The 12,961-nt window shown below is 69.7% G+C and carries 16 protein-coding genes and 1 pseudogene; 2 read left to right on the plus strand and 15 right to left on the minus strand.

The genetic code is table 11. The annotated features are described in order from the left end of the window. Positions 1-26 precede the first annotated feature (26 nt). From FVO59_RS00120 to infC, 7 genes are all read right to left on the minus strand, one after another. Positions 27-983, minus strand: coding sequence for a TAXI family TRAP transporter solute-binding subunit (locus FVO59_RS00120; protein WP_182253577.1), 957 nt, complete (start codon positions 981-983; stop codon positions 27-29). Further along, positions 980-2,359 (minus strand): sensor histidine kinase, encoded by a 1,380-nt coding sequence (locus tag FVO59_RS00125; protein ID WP_182253578.1) that lies wholly within the window; start codon positions 2,357-2,359, stop codon positions 980-982. The genes FVO59_RS00120 and FVO59_RS00125 overlap by 4 nt, the downstream gene beginning before the upstream one ends. 3 nt (positions 2,360-2,362) lie before the next feature. Continuing rightward, complete coding sequence (locus FVO59_RS00130; protein WP_182253579.1) at positions 2,363-3,037, minus strand: response regulator transcription factor; 675 nt, start codon at positions 3,035-3,037, stop codon at positions 2,363-2,365. A gap of 10 nt (positions 3,038-3,047) precedes the next feature. After that, the gene (locus tag FVO59_RS00135) at positions 3,048-3,854 is read right to left on the minus strand and encodes a TrmH family RNA methyltransferase (RefSeq protein WP_182253580.1); all 807 of its coding nucleotides are present in this window, start codon (positions 3,852-3,854) and stop codon (positions 3,048-3,050) included. 76 nt (positions 3,855-3,930) lie between these two features. After that, on the minus strand, positions 3,931-4,317 hold the full coding sequence (gene rplT / locus FVO59_RS00140; RefSeq protein ID WP_099196063.1) for a 50S ribosomal protein L20: 387 nt from the start codon (positions 4,315-4,317) through the stop codon (positions 3,931-3,933). 33 nt (positions 4,318-4,350) lie between these two features. Next, a complete protein-coding gene (gene rpmI / locus FVO59_RS00145; protein ID WP_182253581.1) occupies positions 4,351-4,545 on the minus strand; it encodes a 50S ribosomal protein L35 in 195 nt (64 codons plus the stop codon). 73 nt (positions 4,546-4,618) lie between these two features. Beyond that, positions 4,619-5,236 carry a translation initiation factor IF-3 gene (infC, locus tag FVO59_RS00150; RefSeq protein WP_182256372.1) on the minus strand — a complete coding sequence of 206 codons (618 nt, stop codon included), beginning with the start codon at positions 5,234-5,236 and terminating at the stop codon, positions 4,619-4,621. Between the two features lie 245 nt (positions 5,237-5,481). Here infC and FVO59_RS00155 point away from each other — a divergent pair, with 245 nt between their 5' ends. Continuing rightward, a complete protein-coding gene (locus tag FVO59_RS00155) occupies positions 5,482-5,868 on the plus strand; it encodes a DUF1844 domain-containing protein (protein WP_430736316.1) in 387 nt (128 codons plus the stop codon). Here FVO59_RS00155 and FVO59_RS00160 read toward each other — a convergent pair. The 7 genes and pseudogenes from FVO59_RS00160 to FVO59_RS00190 all read right to left on the minus strand — a co-directional run bounded on the left by FVO59_RS00160 (position 5,861) and on the right by FVO59_RS00190 (position 10,729). Beyond that, entirely contained in the window at positions 5,861-6,277 is a 417-nt protein-coding gene (locus tag FVO59_RS00160; RefSeq protein WP_182253583.1) for a hypothetical protein, read from the minus strand. The two genes, FVO59_RS00155 and FVO59_RS00160, sit on opposite strands and share 8 nt — an antisense overlap. Before the next feature lie 62 nt (positions 6,278-6,339). Continuing rightward, positions 6,340-7,137, minus strand: coding sequence for an SseB family protein (locus FVO59_RS00165; RefSeq protein ID WP_182253584.1), 798 nt, complete (start codon positions 7,135-7,137; stop codon positions 6,340-6,342). Further along, a complete protein-coding gene (gene priA / locus FVO59_RS00170; RefSeq protein ID WP_182253585.1) occupies positions 7,121-7,867 on the minus strand; it encodes a bifunctional 1-(5-phosphoribosyl)-5-((5-phosphoribosylamino)methylideneamino)imidazole-4-carboxamide isomerase/phosphoribosylanthranilate isomerase PriA in 747 nt (248 codons plus the stop codon). Before priA ends, FVO59_RS00165 begins: the two co-directional genes overlap by 17 nt. A gap of 114 nt (positions 7,868-7,981) precedes the next feature. Further along, complete coding sequence (gene hisH / locus FVO59_RS00175; protein WP_182253586.1) at positions 7,982-8,614, minus strand: imidazole glycerol phosphate synthase subunit HisH; 633 nt, start codon at positions 8,612-8,614, stop codon at positions 7,982-7,984. Then, positions 8,611-9,212: pseudogene (hisB, locus tag FVO59_RS00180) on the minus strand (imidazoleglycerol-phosphate dehydratase HisB). The gene hisH and the pseudogene hisB overlap by 4 nt, the downstream one beginning before the upstream one ends. Next, positions 9,209-10,300 carry a histidinol-phosphate transaminase gene (locus tag FVO59_RS00185; RefSeq protein ID WP_182253587.1) on the minus strand — a complete coding sequence of 364 codons (1,092 nt, stop codon included), beginning with the start codon at positions 10,298-10,300 and terminating at the stop codon, positions 9,209-9,211. Before FVO59_RS00185 ends, hisB begins: the two are co-directional and overlap by 4 nt. Before the next feature lie 45 nt (positions 10,301-10,345). Then, a complete protein-coding gene (locus FVO59_RS00190; protein WP_182253588.1) occupies positions 10,346-10,729 on the minus strand; it encodes a LysM peptidoglycan-binding domain-containing protein in 384 nt (127 codons plus the stop codon). 304 nt (positions 10,730-11,033) lie between these two features. Here FVO59_RS00190 and lexA point away from each other — a divergent pair, with 304 nt between their 5' ends. After that, positions 11,034-11,720, plus strand: a complete 687-nt coding sequence (lexA, locus tag FVO59_RS00195) for a transcriptional repressor LexA (RefSeq protein WP_182253589.1) — start codon at positions 11,034-11,036, stop codon at positions 11,718-11,720. 21 nt (positions 11,721-11,741) lie between these two features. Here lexA and FVO59_RS00200 read toward each other — a convergent pair whose 3' ends face one another. Next, positions 11,742-12,920 (minus strand): sigma-54-dependent transcriptional regulator family protein, encoded by a 1,179-nt coding sequence (locus FVO59_RS00200; protein WP_182253590.1) that lies wholly within the window; start codon positions 12,918-12,920, stop codon positions 11,742-11,744. Between the last annotated feature and the right edge of the window lie 41 nt (positions 12,921-12,961).

Consider the following 12,961-nt stretch of genomic DNA (forward strand, 5'->3'; position numbering starts at 1 on the left):
TTGAGTGTTTCTTGAGCGTGCGTCGTTCAGCGGTGCGCGTCGCGGTAATACTCGATCGCGCCCGGATGCAGCGGGATCGGGTCGGTGAAGATCGCGAGCCGGCGGTCGAGGAGGGCGGCGGCCGGGACGTCCTCGGCGATCTCCACGCGCGAGGCGAAGAGCACGCCGAGCACATCGCTGACGAGCGGATCGGGCATCTGCGCTGAGCCGACGAGGTAGTTCGGCACTGTCATCGCGCTCGTCGGCTCATCGCTTCCGTACGCCCCCACCGGGAACTCGGCCGGCCGGTACACACCAGGATGGGCGAGGCCTGCACGCTCGACGGCGTCAGCGTCGATCGAGAGCAGACGGATCTGCCTCTCCGCCGCGAGGCGCTCGATACCCGGCGTGGGCAGGCCGCCCACCCAGAAGAACGCGTCGATCCGAGAGTCCTCGAGCGCGGCGATGGAGGCGTCCAGCCCCAGCTGGCGGTCATCGACCTCCGACGTGGCGATGCCGGATGCCGCGAGCACGCGATTGGCGACGACGCTCACCCCCGAGCCGCGCGCGCCGAGCGAGACGGGGCGCCCCGCGAGGTCTGAGATGTCCTGGACGGCGGAGTCTGCGCGAACGACCACGTGCACGTACTCGTCGTAGAGTCGCGCGACGGCGCGGATCGGCAGCGGGTCGCCGAACTCCCCTGTTCCCGACACGGCGTCGGCGACGACGTCGCTCTGCGCGAAGCCGAGCTCGGCCTCGCCCGCGCCGATGCGACGGAGATTGTCGACCGAGCCGTTCGTCTCAAGGAAGCGGGCATCGGCATCGAGGTCGGTCGAGAGCGCCTCGACCAGGCGCTGCCCGTAGTCGTAGTAGACACCGGTCACGCTGCCGCCTGCCAGCCGGATGGGTCGCTGCGCCCATGACGGCTGCGACGGCGTGCATCCTGTCATGAGGACGAGGCTCGCGAGCACGCACGCCGCCAGTGCGCGCCGGAGGAGCGTCATGGTCGCTCCCCCGCCCCCGGCAGGGCGAAGGACACCTGCAGCCCACCGCCCTGCGCCCTGTCGACGCCCACGCGACCTCCCACCGAACGCAGCAGGTCGGTGGCGATGGCCAGGCCGAGCCCCGAGCCCGGGCTGTTCTGATCGCGAGCGCTGCGCCAGAAGCGATCGGTGGCCTGCTCCAGCTCATCGGGTTCGAGGCCGGGGCCGTGGTCGCGCACGGCGATCCGGCACCCCTCATCCGTGATGCCGACCGACACGTCGATCCGCCCGCCGCGCGGCGAGAACTTCACGGCATTGTCGATCACGGCGTCGAGCGCGCTCTCGACGATGGCCTCATCGGTGCGACTGTGCACCCCCGTGCCTCCGGTCACGCGGAAGACGACTCCTCGCCGCGAGGCCACGTCCTGCCACGCGTCCGCCCGTCGCCGTACGAGGGCCGACAGGTCGACGTCGACGAAGGCCGACTGCTGCACCCCTCGACGCGCGAAGCCGAGCAGGGTGTCGAGGATCCTCGTCATCCGCTGCCCCTCCTCGCGGATCTTCTCCACGTCAGCCGCGCCGGTGTCGCCCAGATCGGCCGCGAGCACCTCGACGCGCAGAAGCAGGGCGTTCAGCGGATTGCGCAGCTCGTGCGAGGCGTTCAGGGCGAACTCCTGCTGGCGTGCGACCACGCGCTCGATCTCGTCCGCCATTCGGTTGAACATGAGGATCATCCGGTGAAGCTCCTCCGGACCGGTCTCATCGGCGATGCGCGCGTCCATGTCTCCGCGCTCGATCGCCTCCATCGCTCGATCCAGACGGCGCAGCGGCCGCAGCACCCACCCGGCCAGGCGCGACACGATGAAGAGGCCGGCGGCGATCACCGCGACGACGACCGCTGCGGTGAGCAGCCACAGCCGGGCGATCTCGGCACGAGGCACATCGACGCTCGCCGACATCACCACCGCGCCGATCACATCTCCGCCGTCGTACACGGGCTCGACGAGCGACAGGTCGCCGAACTGCCATGGCATGACGTCCTGCGGCAGCTCGCCCCGCCTGCCCGACAGTGCGAGCGCGATCCTCGCCGCCACCTCGTCGGCCTCGAGAACCGGCCTCTCGTCGCGTGGCGCCCAGGGACGCCCGGCCCGGTCGACGATGACGATGCTCGTGCCGTACAGCGTGCGGTAGCGCTCGGCCTCACCGTCGAAGACCTCGCTGCTGCCCGAGAGCAGGGCCTGACGAGCGCTGGTCACGAAGTAGCTCAGATCTCCCAGCTGCTCGGCGTAGAACTCCTGCTGCACACCGCGTGCGGCGCTCCATGCGAACGCGCCGCCGAGCACCGTCACGACGAGCACGAGAGGCAGGAGGAAGACGATGAGCAGACGCCGGCGCACCCGTCATCCCTCCAGCCGGTAGCCGACTCCGCGAACCGTCTCGATGAGCGACGAGCGGCCGATCTTGCGGCGGATGGAGGCGACGTGCACCTCGAGTGAGCGGGCGAAGCTCTGCCAGTCGGTGTTCCACACCTCCCGGATGATGCGCTCTCGCGGCACGGGGACACCTGGGTACCTGGCGAGCACCGCGATGATGTCGAACTCCTTGCGCGTCAGCTCGATCGGCTGCTCGCTGACCAGCACCCGGCGCGCGACGAGGTCGATGCGCACATCGTGGATCGCGATGAGCGACCGGTCGGCAGGGGCCGCGTGGGAGTCCAGCGGATGAAGGCGTCGGGTGACGGCCTCGATCCTGGCCAGGAGCTCACGCACGTCGTACGGCTTCACGATGTAGTCGTCCGCGCCGGCGCGCAGGCCGCGGATGCGCTCATGCACGTCGGTGCGCGCCGTGGCGATGATCACCGGCACGCCGCTCTGCGCCCGGATGCGACGGCACAGATCCACGCCGTCGACGTCGGGGAGCCCGAGGTCGAGCAGCACCACCTCGGTATCCGAGCCGAGAAGCCCGAGCGCCTGCGCACCGTCCTCGGCTCGGACCGTGACATAGCCCGATCGGCTGAGGAACGCCTCGAGCGCCTCGGCGACGCGGTCGTCGTCCTCGACGATCAGGATGCGCATCCGTCTCCGATCAGTCGGCCGCGCGCTGGGCGAAGGCCGACTCGTACAGGCACACGCTCGCTGCGGTGGCGAGGTTGAGCGACTCCGCGCGCCCGAAGATCGGCAGGCGAAGGGCACGGTCGGCCTGCGAGAGCGCGTCGTCCTCGAGCCCGCGCGCCTCGTTGCCGAACAGCCAGGCGGTCGGCTGGGCGAGAGCTCCCTCGGCACGGGCCGCGAGCAGGTCGTCTCCCTTGACATCGGCGGCGACCACGTTCATCCCGGCGGAGTGCGCGCGGCGGATCACGTCGTCCAGGTCTCCCCCGACCGAGACCGGCAGGTGGAAGAGCGAGCCGGTCGTCGAGCGCACCACCTTCGGGTTGTACGGATCGACGGTGCGGCCGGTGAGCACCACGGCGTCCGCTCCCGCCGCGTCCGCCGCACGGATGATGGTGCCGAGGTTGCCGGGGTCGCGCACCTCCTCGCAGATCGCGATGAGCTTCGGTGAGGCGGCGAAGATGTCGCGCACCGAGGTGGGGGTCTGCCTGGTCACGGCGACGAGTCCCTGCGGCGTGACCGTGTCGGCCATCGCGGCGAGCACTGCTTCGGTGACGTATTCGACCTCGAGGTCGTGGTCGGCGGCCAGCGCGCGGACGTCGGCGTGCTTCTCCCAGGCGGTGGGAGTGGCGAACAGCTCGACGATGGCCTCGGGCAGGTAGTGCAGGGCCTCGCGCACCGACTGCGGGCCCTCGAGCAGGAAGAGTCCGGTCTCGACCCTCGCGCTGCGCTTGGTCAGCTTGGCGACGGCACGGACGCGGGGCGATCGGGGGTTCTCGAGCACGGCCCCAGTCTATCGGGGCGGGAAATGCGGAAGCGGGCGCCTCCCCGAGGGGAGGCGCCCGCATCGACCACGAGGATCAGGCAGCGGCCTTCGGCGCGTTGACGTCCGAGGGCAGAGCGTTCTTCGCGACCTCGACGAGGGCGGTGAACGCACCCGCGTCGGTCACGGCCAGGTCGGCGAGCATGCGACGGTCGACCTGCACACCCGCGAGGCCGAGGCCCTGGATGAAGCGGTTGTACGTGATCCCGTTCTGGCGGGCAGCGGCGTTGATGCGCTGGATCCACAGACGACGGAAGTCGCCCTTGCGCTTGCGACGGTCACGGTACGCGTAGACGAGCGAGTGGGTGACCTGCTCCTTCGCCTTGCGGTACAGGCGCGAACGCTGGCCGCGGTAACCGGACGCGCGCTCGAGGATGACGCGACGCTTCTTCTGCGCGTTGACTGCGCGCTTGACTCTTGCCATTTTCGTGTATTCCTATTCGTACGTTCCGGGCGCTCAGCGACCGAGAAGCTTCTTCGCGACCTTGGCGTCGGCCTTCGAGAGGACCTGGTCCTGGTTCAGACGACGGGTACGGCGGCTCGACTTGAGCTCGAGGTTGTGGCGCATGCCGGCCTGCTGCTTCTTCAGCTTTCCGCTGCCGGTGATCTTGAAGCGCTTCTTCGCACCCGAGTGGGTCTTCTGCTTCGGCATCTTCTCTTCCTTCGTGTGGCGCCCTGGCGGGCGACGGTGGGTACCCGCTCGCGAGCGGGAGCTGGGGGGCGGCTTACGCCGCGGTCTCGTCGGTCGGGGCGGGGGCGGAGCCGTTCTTCGCCTCACGCGCGGCCTGCTTGTTCGCCGTGCGGACGGCGTTCTGCTCGGCCTTCGCCTCTGACTTGTTCTTCAGCGGAGCGACGACCATGACCATGTTGCGTCCGTCGATCGTGGGGTTCGACTCGACGGTGCCGAACTCCGCGACGTCCTCGGCGAACTTGCGCAGCAGACGCACGCCCTGCTCGGGACGCGACTGCTCGCGACCACGGAACAGGATCATCGCCTTGACCTTGTCGCCCGCCTTGAGGAAGCCCTCGGCGCGCTTGAGCTTGGTCGTGTAGTCGTGCGCCTCGATCTTCAGGCGGAAGCGGACCTCCTTGAGGATGGTGTTCGCCTGGTTGCGGCGTGCTTCCTTGGCCTTCTGCGCGGCCTCGTACTTGAACTTGCCGTAGTCCATGATCTTGACCACGGGCGGCTTGGAATTGGGGGCCACCTCGACGAGATCGAGGTCCGCCTCCTGGGCAAGACGCAGTGCTGCCTCGATGCGGACAACACCGATCTGCTCACCCGCGGGACCGACGAGGCGGACCTCGGGGACGCGGATGCGCTCATTGGTACGGGGATCGCTGATGCGGAGCTCCTAAGACGTGATTTCCGGGCCACCGGGATGCGGGTCGCATCTCGGGCGAAATCGGAGTTCTCCCCACCCGCCGGCGCAGTCAGACACACCGGCTTGTGACACCCTTTCCACCGGAGACCGGCGGGGTGCTGAACCCGGTAGCCTTGAACGGCAAGCGCGGGTGGGATCAGAATCCTCTTTCGTATCGGAGCATGACACTCCGAAGCCCGCAGAAGTCTACCAGAAAGCATCCCGAAGTGACGATTCCTGCTGAGCACCACGATGACCGCCACCAGAGCTGGGAGCAGCAGGAGCAGGCCGCGACAGCCGCGACCCGTGACATCGCGGACGTCCCAGCGGTCGAGGTGATCACCACGACCGCGGTGCACCTGATGAGCGCCGCGGCCGTGAAGGTCGGCCTCGCCGACCACCCGGAGGAGCAGACCGACCTCGACGAGGCCCGCAAGCTCATCAACGCCCTGGCCGGCCTGATCACCGCCGGCGCACCCGAGATCAGCGACATGCACGCCCGCTCGCTGCGCGACGGGCTTCGCTCGCTTCAGCTGGCCTTCCGCGAGGCATCGGCGATCCCCGACCCGATCGGCAAGGGCCCCGGCGAGAAGTGGACCGGCCCGGTCAACTGACCAGGCGCTGCAGCATCACGGTGTCGGCGGTCGACGGGCCGCCGCACCTGGCGGTGGAGTGGGTCCACTCGACGTTGTGCTCGGTCTCCTGGATGAGGGCTCCGTCGGCGCCGAAGACGCGGATGCTCGCGTGCTCCACAGGTTCGCGTGCCAGGAAGGCGAATCCCCAGACGCCGTCCTGGGAGCTGACCCCGATCTGCGTGTCGACGCTCTCCTCCTCGCCGAAGCCCGGAGAGCAGATCGCGCCGTCGCACAGCTGAACCCATGCAGCTTCCGGGATCGCCGACGCGTCGACCTGCAGCGCCGCGATGTATCCGATCGCAGGACACGCATCGACGAACGACGGGGCACACGCCGTGGCGATCGATCCCGCGAGCACGATGCCGAGGACGGCTGGCAGTCTGCGCATGCCCCGACCATAGCCGGTCTCGTGCGTCTGCCGTCGGGATGCGCGCAGCGCATGTACGCGGGTCAGCCGACCGAGCGCGTCAGCTTCACGGTCAGCGAGTCGACCAGCACGGCCATGCGGTCGTCGGCCGCCCAGCGCTGCGCCAGCCGCGCCAGCACGGCATCCAGCGTCTCGCGCTCGAGGCCGTCGACGAGCTCGAGCGTCACGATCAGCTCGGGGCCGTGCATCCTGGCATCCGGATCGCCCGGGGCGACCGACACGTCGATCACGGCTAGCTCGTGCGCGATGCTCTCGCGCAGAGCGGTGAAGACCTCGGGCGAGAGGCAGCTCGGCTCCCAGTGCTGAGACTGTGCGATCGCCCAGACGGCGGGGCGGCGGATGACGAACTCGGTCTCGGATGCCGGATCGAGCGCGATCAGATCGGTCTGCTCGCTCGATGCCGACAGGGCGACGCGGATCGCCTCGACGGGTATCGGCCGTGCCGTCGCGTCCCACCGCCGCATGGTGTCGACGGATGAGAACACGGGCTGCACACGACGCCCGTCGGGCGCAGCGACTGTGACGATCGACAGCTCCTGGGTCTTGTCGACCTTCAGGCCGGTGGGCCCGACGCCTTCATCGCCCTTCTCGGCGACGAGCGGCACCAGCACGCGGGCGGGACGGAACGCGTCGACGACCTCCTGCTGCGAGCCCTCACCCGCACGGAAGCGCAGCAAGGCAGCCAGCAGCGCCGGATCGGCCGAGCCGTCGTCGGCGGCGTGCGGGTTCGACTCGAAGCTGCGACCCTCCCAGGGCACACCGGCGGAGTCGCCGGAATTGCCGTGCCCGTGCTCGCAGGAGTCGTCAGTCGCCTGCGACATCCAGCGCCTCTGCCAGCGTGAACTGCCCGGCGTAGAGGGCCTTGCCGACGATGGCGCCCTCGACCCCCAGCGGCACGAGCTCGCGCAGCGCCGCGATGTCGTCGAGCGACGCGACACCGCCGGAGGCGATCACGGGCTTCGGAGTGCGCGAGGTGATCTCGCGCAGCAGGTCGAGGTTGGGCCCGCGCAGGGTGCCGTCCTTGGTGACGTCGGTGACGACGTAGCGGCTGCAGCCGGCCTCCTCGAGGCGCTCCAGCACGTCCCAGATGTCGCCGCCCTCCTTGGTCCAGCCGCGGGCGGCGAGGGTGGTGCCCCGCACGTCGAGTCCGACGGCGATCGCCTCGCCGTATCGGCTGATCACATCGGCCGACCACTCGGGGTTCTCGAGCGCGGCGGTGCCGAGGTTGATGCGCGTCGCCCCCGCCTCCAGGGCGGCGTCCAGGCTGGCGTCGTCGCGGATGCCGCCGGAGAGCTCGATGTTCACCCCGCGGTACTGCTTGATGACCTTGCGCAGGATCGAGGTGTTGGTGCCGCGCCCGAAGGCTGCGTCGAGATCGACCAGGTGGATCCACTCGGCGCCGGCATCGACGAACTCGCCTGCCGCGTCGACAGGGTCGCCGTAGCTCGTCTCGGTGCCGGCCTCGCCCTGCGTCAGGCGCACCGCCTTGCCGCCGGCCACATCGACCGCGGGCAGGAGGATCAGCGAGGGGGACTGTGCGAAGTCGTTCATGTCGTCCTTCGGAGGGGGATGATGGGGCCCGATCGGGCACGAGAGTCGAGAGTAGTCCCGCTGAGCGCCGTCATCAAACCCTGTGTCGGGCAGGTCGATGACGCGGCGCGCGGCTCAGAGCGATTCGACCCAGTTGCGCAGCAGTCGGATGCCCGCATCACCCGACTTCTCCGGGTGGAACTGGGTGGCCGACAACGGGCCGTTCTCCACCGCGGCGAGGAACCGCTCGCCGTGGGTGGCCCAGGTCACGGCCGGCTGCGGGAACGGCGGGATCACGTCGAGATCCCAGGTCTTGGCCGCGAACGAGTGCACGAAGTAGAAGCGCTCCTGCTCGATGCCGCGGAACAGCACGCTGCCCTCACCTGCCTCGACGGTGTTCCAGCCCATGTGGGGCAGCACGGGGGCGTCGAGCTCGGTCACCGTGCCTGGCCACTCCCCCAGTCCATCGGCGGACTGTCCTCGTTCGACGCCGCGTTCGAACATCACCTGCATGCCCACGCAGATGCCCAGCACGGGTCGCCCGCCGGCGAGACGGCGGTCGACGATCTCGTCGCCGCCATGCGCGACGAGAGCGTCTCGCACGGCCGCGAAAGCGCCGACGCCGGGCACCAGCAGCCCGTCTGCCTCGAGCGCGCGCCCGCGATCGCGGGTGAGCTCGACCTCTGCGCCGGCCGCCGCCAGCGCCTTGACGGCCGAGTGGACATTGCCGGATTCGTAGTCGAAGACGACGACGCGCCGCGCGGTCACAGCGCCCCCTTGGTCGACGGGATGCCGTCGACGAGCGGATCGATGGCCTTGGCCTGCCGGAACGCGCGCGCGAACGCCTTGAACTCGGCCTCGGCGATGTGGTGCGGGTCGCGCCCGCCGACCACCCGCACGTGCACGGTCAGCCCGGCGTTGAATGTGATGGCCTCGAACACGTGACGCACGAGCGATCCGGTGAAGTGCCCCCGATGAGGTGGAACTCGAAGCCATCGGGCTCGCCCTCGTGCACGAGGAACGGACGACCCGAGATGTCGACGACCGCCTGCGCGAGGGCCTCGTCGAGCGGCACGAGCGCGTCGCCGTACCGCGAGATCCCGGCCTTGTCGCCGAGCGCATCGCGGATGGCCCGCCCGAGCACGATCGAGATGTCCTCGACGGTGTGGTGCGCGTCGATGTGCGTGTCGCCCGTGGCGCGAACGGTGAGGTCGGTGAGCGAGTGCTTGGCGAACGCCGTCAGCATGTGGTCGAAGAACGGCACGGACGTGTCGATCTCGCTGCGACCCGTGCCGTCGAGATTCACCTCGACCTCGACGGTCGACTCGGAGGTGCTGCGGGTTCGGCGTGCGGTGCGGTCTGTCATGACGGCGATCCAATCGACGCGAGGGCTTCCAGGAATGCGGTGGTCTCGGCCTCTGTGCCGGCCGTCACCCGGAGGTGATGGGCGATGCCGACGTCGCGGACGAGCACACCCCGGTCGTACAGCTTCTGCCACACGTCCCTCGGGTCATCCACTCCCCCGAAGAGCACGAAGTTCGACCAGGATTCGTGCGGCGTGTATCCGAGCGCCTCGAGCGTGGCCGAGATGCGCTCGCGCTGCTCGACGATCTCATCGACCATGCGCAGCATGGTCGACGAGTTGCGCAGCGCGGCCACCGCGGCGGCCTGCGTGAGCGCACTGAGGTGGTACGGCAGGCGCACGAGGCGCAGCGCGTCGATGAACGCGGGGTCGGCGGCGAGATAGCCGACACGGGCACCCGCGAAGGCGAAGGCCTTGCTCATGGTGCGCGAGACCGCGAGGCGAGGGCGGCCGTCGAGCAGGCTCAGCGCGGAGGGGGCGTCGTGGGGGGCGAACTCCTGGTACGCCTCGTCGACGATGACGACGCCGCGCGCCGCCTCGTAGACGGCGTCGATCACGTCGAGCGCCAGCGGCGTGCCGGTCGGGTTGTTGGGCGAGCAGAGCAGCACGACGTCCGGGTCGGCGGCCAGCACCTGGCGCGCGGCATCGTCCGGATCGATCGTGTAGTCGTCGTTGCGCGCCCCGGCTATCCAGCGCGCGCCGGTGCCCTGCGTGATGAGCGGGTACATCGAGTACGTCGGCGCGAATCCGAACGCACTGCGACCAGGACCGGCGAATGCCTGCATGATGTGCTGCAGCACCTCGTTCGAGCCGTTTCCCGCCCAGATCTGCTCGGCGCGGAGATCGTGGCCGAGATACTCGGCGAAACCTTCTCGAAGGGCCGTGAACTCGCGATCCGGATAGCGGTTGACGTCGCGAAGGGCCAGGGCGATGTCGTCGAGGATGTCGCTGGCGACCTCATCGGGAACGGGATGGGTGTTCTCGTTGACGTTCAGAGCGACCGGCAGCGGCGCCTGCGGCGCGCCGTAGGGTGTGAGCCCGCGCAGATCGTCGCGGAGGGGCAGCTCATCAAGGGATGTCACATGCTCCATCGTAGGACGCGCACCGATGCCGCCGCCGCGGATGACGAACCGACATCACTCGGAGTACGCGGTCGGGATCGCGATGGACGCGCCGACCTGGATCATGCCGGAGCTGAGGTTGTTGAGCCGCCTGATGTCGTCGATGACCTCGCGCGGGTCGACTCCGGGAGCGGCCTCGGCGGCGATCGACCACAGGGTGTCGCCCGGCAGCACCGTCACGGTCTCGAACGCGACCGGCTCGGCGCTCTCGCCGGATGCGATCGCCGTACCGCCCGCGAGGAGCGAGACGGCGATGCCCGCGACGACGGGGGCTGCGGCGAGAGCGGCGAGGACACGACGACCACGCGCCGTGATCCGCAGTCGCGTCGTGACAGAACGCCCGCCGGCAGCGGCCGCGACCGGGATGGTCAGCGGGGCCTGGATGCTGATGGTGCTCATGTGATGCTCCTCTTCACTCTCCCCGCCCTTCGGGCGGAAGTGGTGCAGCTTTCGCATCCGGCATCCGGCCGGGGACGCCGGATGCGAAGCTACGTTCCGAATCTATCTTCGATATCGAACATCTGTCAAGGATTCTTCGAATACACGCTCTCGTCTTCGCCGACACGCTCGAACAGATCTTCCGATTTCCGAGAGAACTCGGATACGGTTTCGATGAAGTCAGCCCACCACGGGCCACCGACATTCGAATCGGATCCTCGCGATGACGCGGATCCGCAACGCATGAGGGCATGAAGGAGCACCGATGAGCGACACCCCCGAGACCGCAGCCGAGGCTCCTCGCACGCGACGACGCAAGAGCCTCAGCCCCAAGCAGATGGCGATCCTCGAGGTCATCCAGACCTCTATCGCCCGCCACGGCTACCCGCCGAGCATGCGCGAGATCGGCGACGCGGTGGGGCTGAAGTCGCTCTCCAGCGTCACCCACCAGCTCGGCCAGCTCGAGCTCAGCGGCTACCTGCGCCGCGACCCGGGCAAGACCCGCGCCATGGAGGTGCTCATCGACCTGCCCGGCACGAGCGCCGAGAACCCCGCCGACAGCTCCCCCGCCGTGGGGGATGCGGCACTGGTGCCCCTCGTCGGCCAGATCGCCGCCGGCATCCCGATCACCGCCGATCAGCAGGTGGAGGAGATCTTCCCCCTGCCCCGGCAGCTGGTGGGCAAGGGCGACCTGTTCATGCTCAAGGTGAACGGGGAGTCGATGATCGATGCGGCCATCTGCGACGGCGACTGGGTGGTCGTGCGCACGCAGAACGACGCCGAGAACGGCGAGATCGTCGCCGCGATGATCGACGGCGAGGCCACGGTCAAGACGTTCCGTCGTCGCGACGGACACACCTGGCTGCTGCCGCGCAACTCCGCCTTCGAGCCCATCCTCGGCGACGAGGCCGTCGTGCTCGGCAAGGTCGTCGCGGTGCTTCGCGCGGTCTGAGCCCGCAGCGCACCCCCGACGCTACCCGCGCGAGCGCCGGACGGAGAGCGCGACTCCCTCGGCGATCCGGTACGGATTTCCCGCGACCAGCGCGCCGATCGCGCGCCGCAGGCGCGAGAACTCCGCCCGCACGGTCACCTGATGCGCGGCGTCGCCGAACAGGCGGATGCTGAGCTCCGCCGCATTCATGCCGGCGCGACCGCGCTCGGCGAGGGCCACCAGCAGCTCGGCGTGTCGCGGCGAGAGAGCGCTGCGCCACGCCGACGCCGGGCCGCGCACCTCGAGCAGAGCCTGCGCGCCGCTCACGTCGATCACAGCCTCGAGAGCGGCGCGCTGCTCGCTCGGCCGGATGAGCCACCCGTCCGCCAGGCGCTCCGGCATGCAGATCCCGAGACCGGGCACGGCCACCGCCCGATCGGCCTGCGGCGCCTCGATGCGATCGCGCGGTGCCAGTCCCTGCTGCGTGGCGACCCAGCCGGCGTCGTCGACGACCAGCAGCGGTCCGCCGACGCCGGCGAGAAGCGGATGCACAGTGCGGCGCAGCCGCTCCAGCCGGTCGCCGTGCCTGCGCTGCAGTCTCGCCTGCGCGAGCTGCACCGAGGCCCCGACCAGCGCACGGATGGCCGGGTGCAGCGTGAGCGCCGGGCCGCTCACGTCGACTATGCCGAGCAGAGTGCCGTCCATCGGATCGTGTACGGGCGACGCGGTGCAGTACCACGGCACCTGCGCGTTCTCGAAGTGCTCGGCCGAGAACAGCTGCACGGGCGATGCCTCGGCGAGAGCCGTCCCGATGGCGTTCGTGCCGACGGCATCCTCCGTCCACACCGCCCCCTCGACGAACCCGAGCCGGTCGGCCTGCATCTTCACCCCCGGCGCTCCGCTGCGCCACAGCACGACGCCGTCCGCATCCGTGACGACGACCAGATACGAGGCCGCATCCGCAGCCGCGAGAAGCGGCATCCTCAGTTCGTCGAGCACGGTCGACAGCGGCGAGCGGCGACGGCGCTCCTCGACCTGAGACCAGGCCAGCGGGTCGCGACGTGAGCGCCCCTCGGGGTCGACGCCGAGGTTCATCGTCCGGGCCCACGAGCGCGCCACGACCGGCCGCGGATGCTCCGGAGGCCGCGCCCCCGACAGCACGGCGTCGTGCACGCGCACGAGGCTGCGGGCGAGGTCGGCGAGATCCGGCGTCGTTGCCATGCGCAGAGGCTAGGCGACCCTCCGTTGCAACATCGTGCAAC

This window comes from Microbacterium esteraromaticum, assembly GCF_014084045.1.
GTDB classification, from domain to species: domain Bacteria; phylum Actinomycetota; class Actinomycetes; order Actinomycetales; family Microbacteriaceae; genus Microbacterium; species Microbacterium esteraromaticum_D.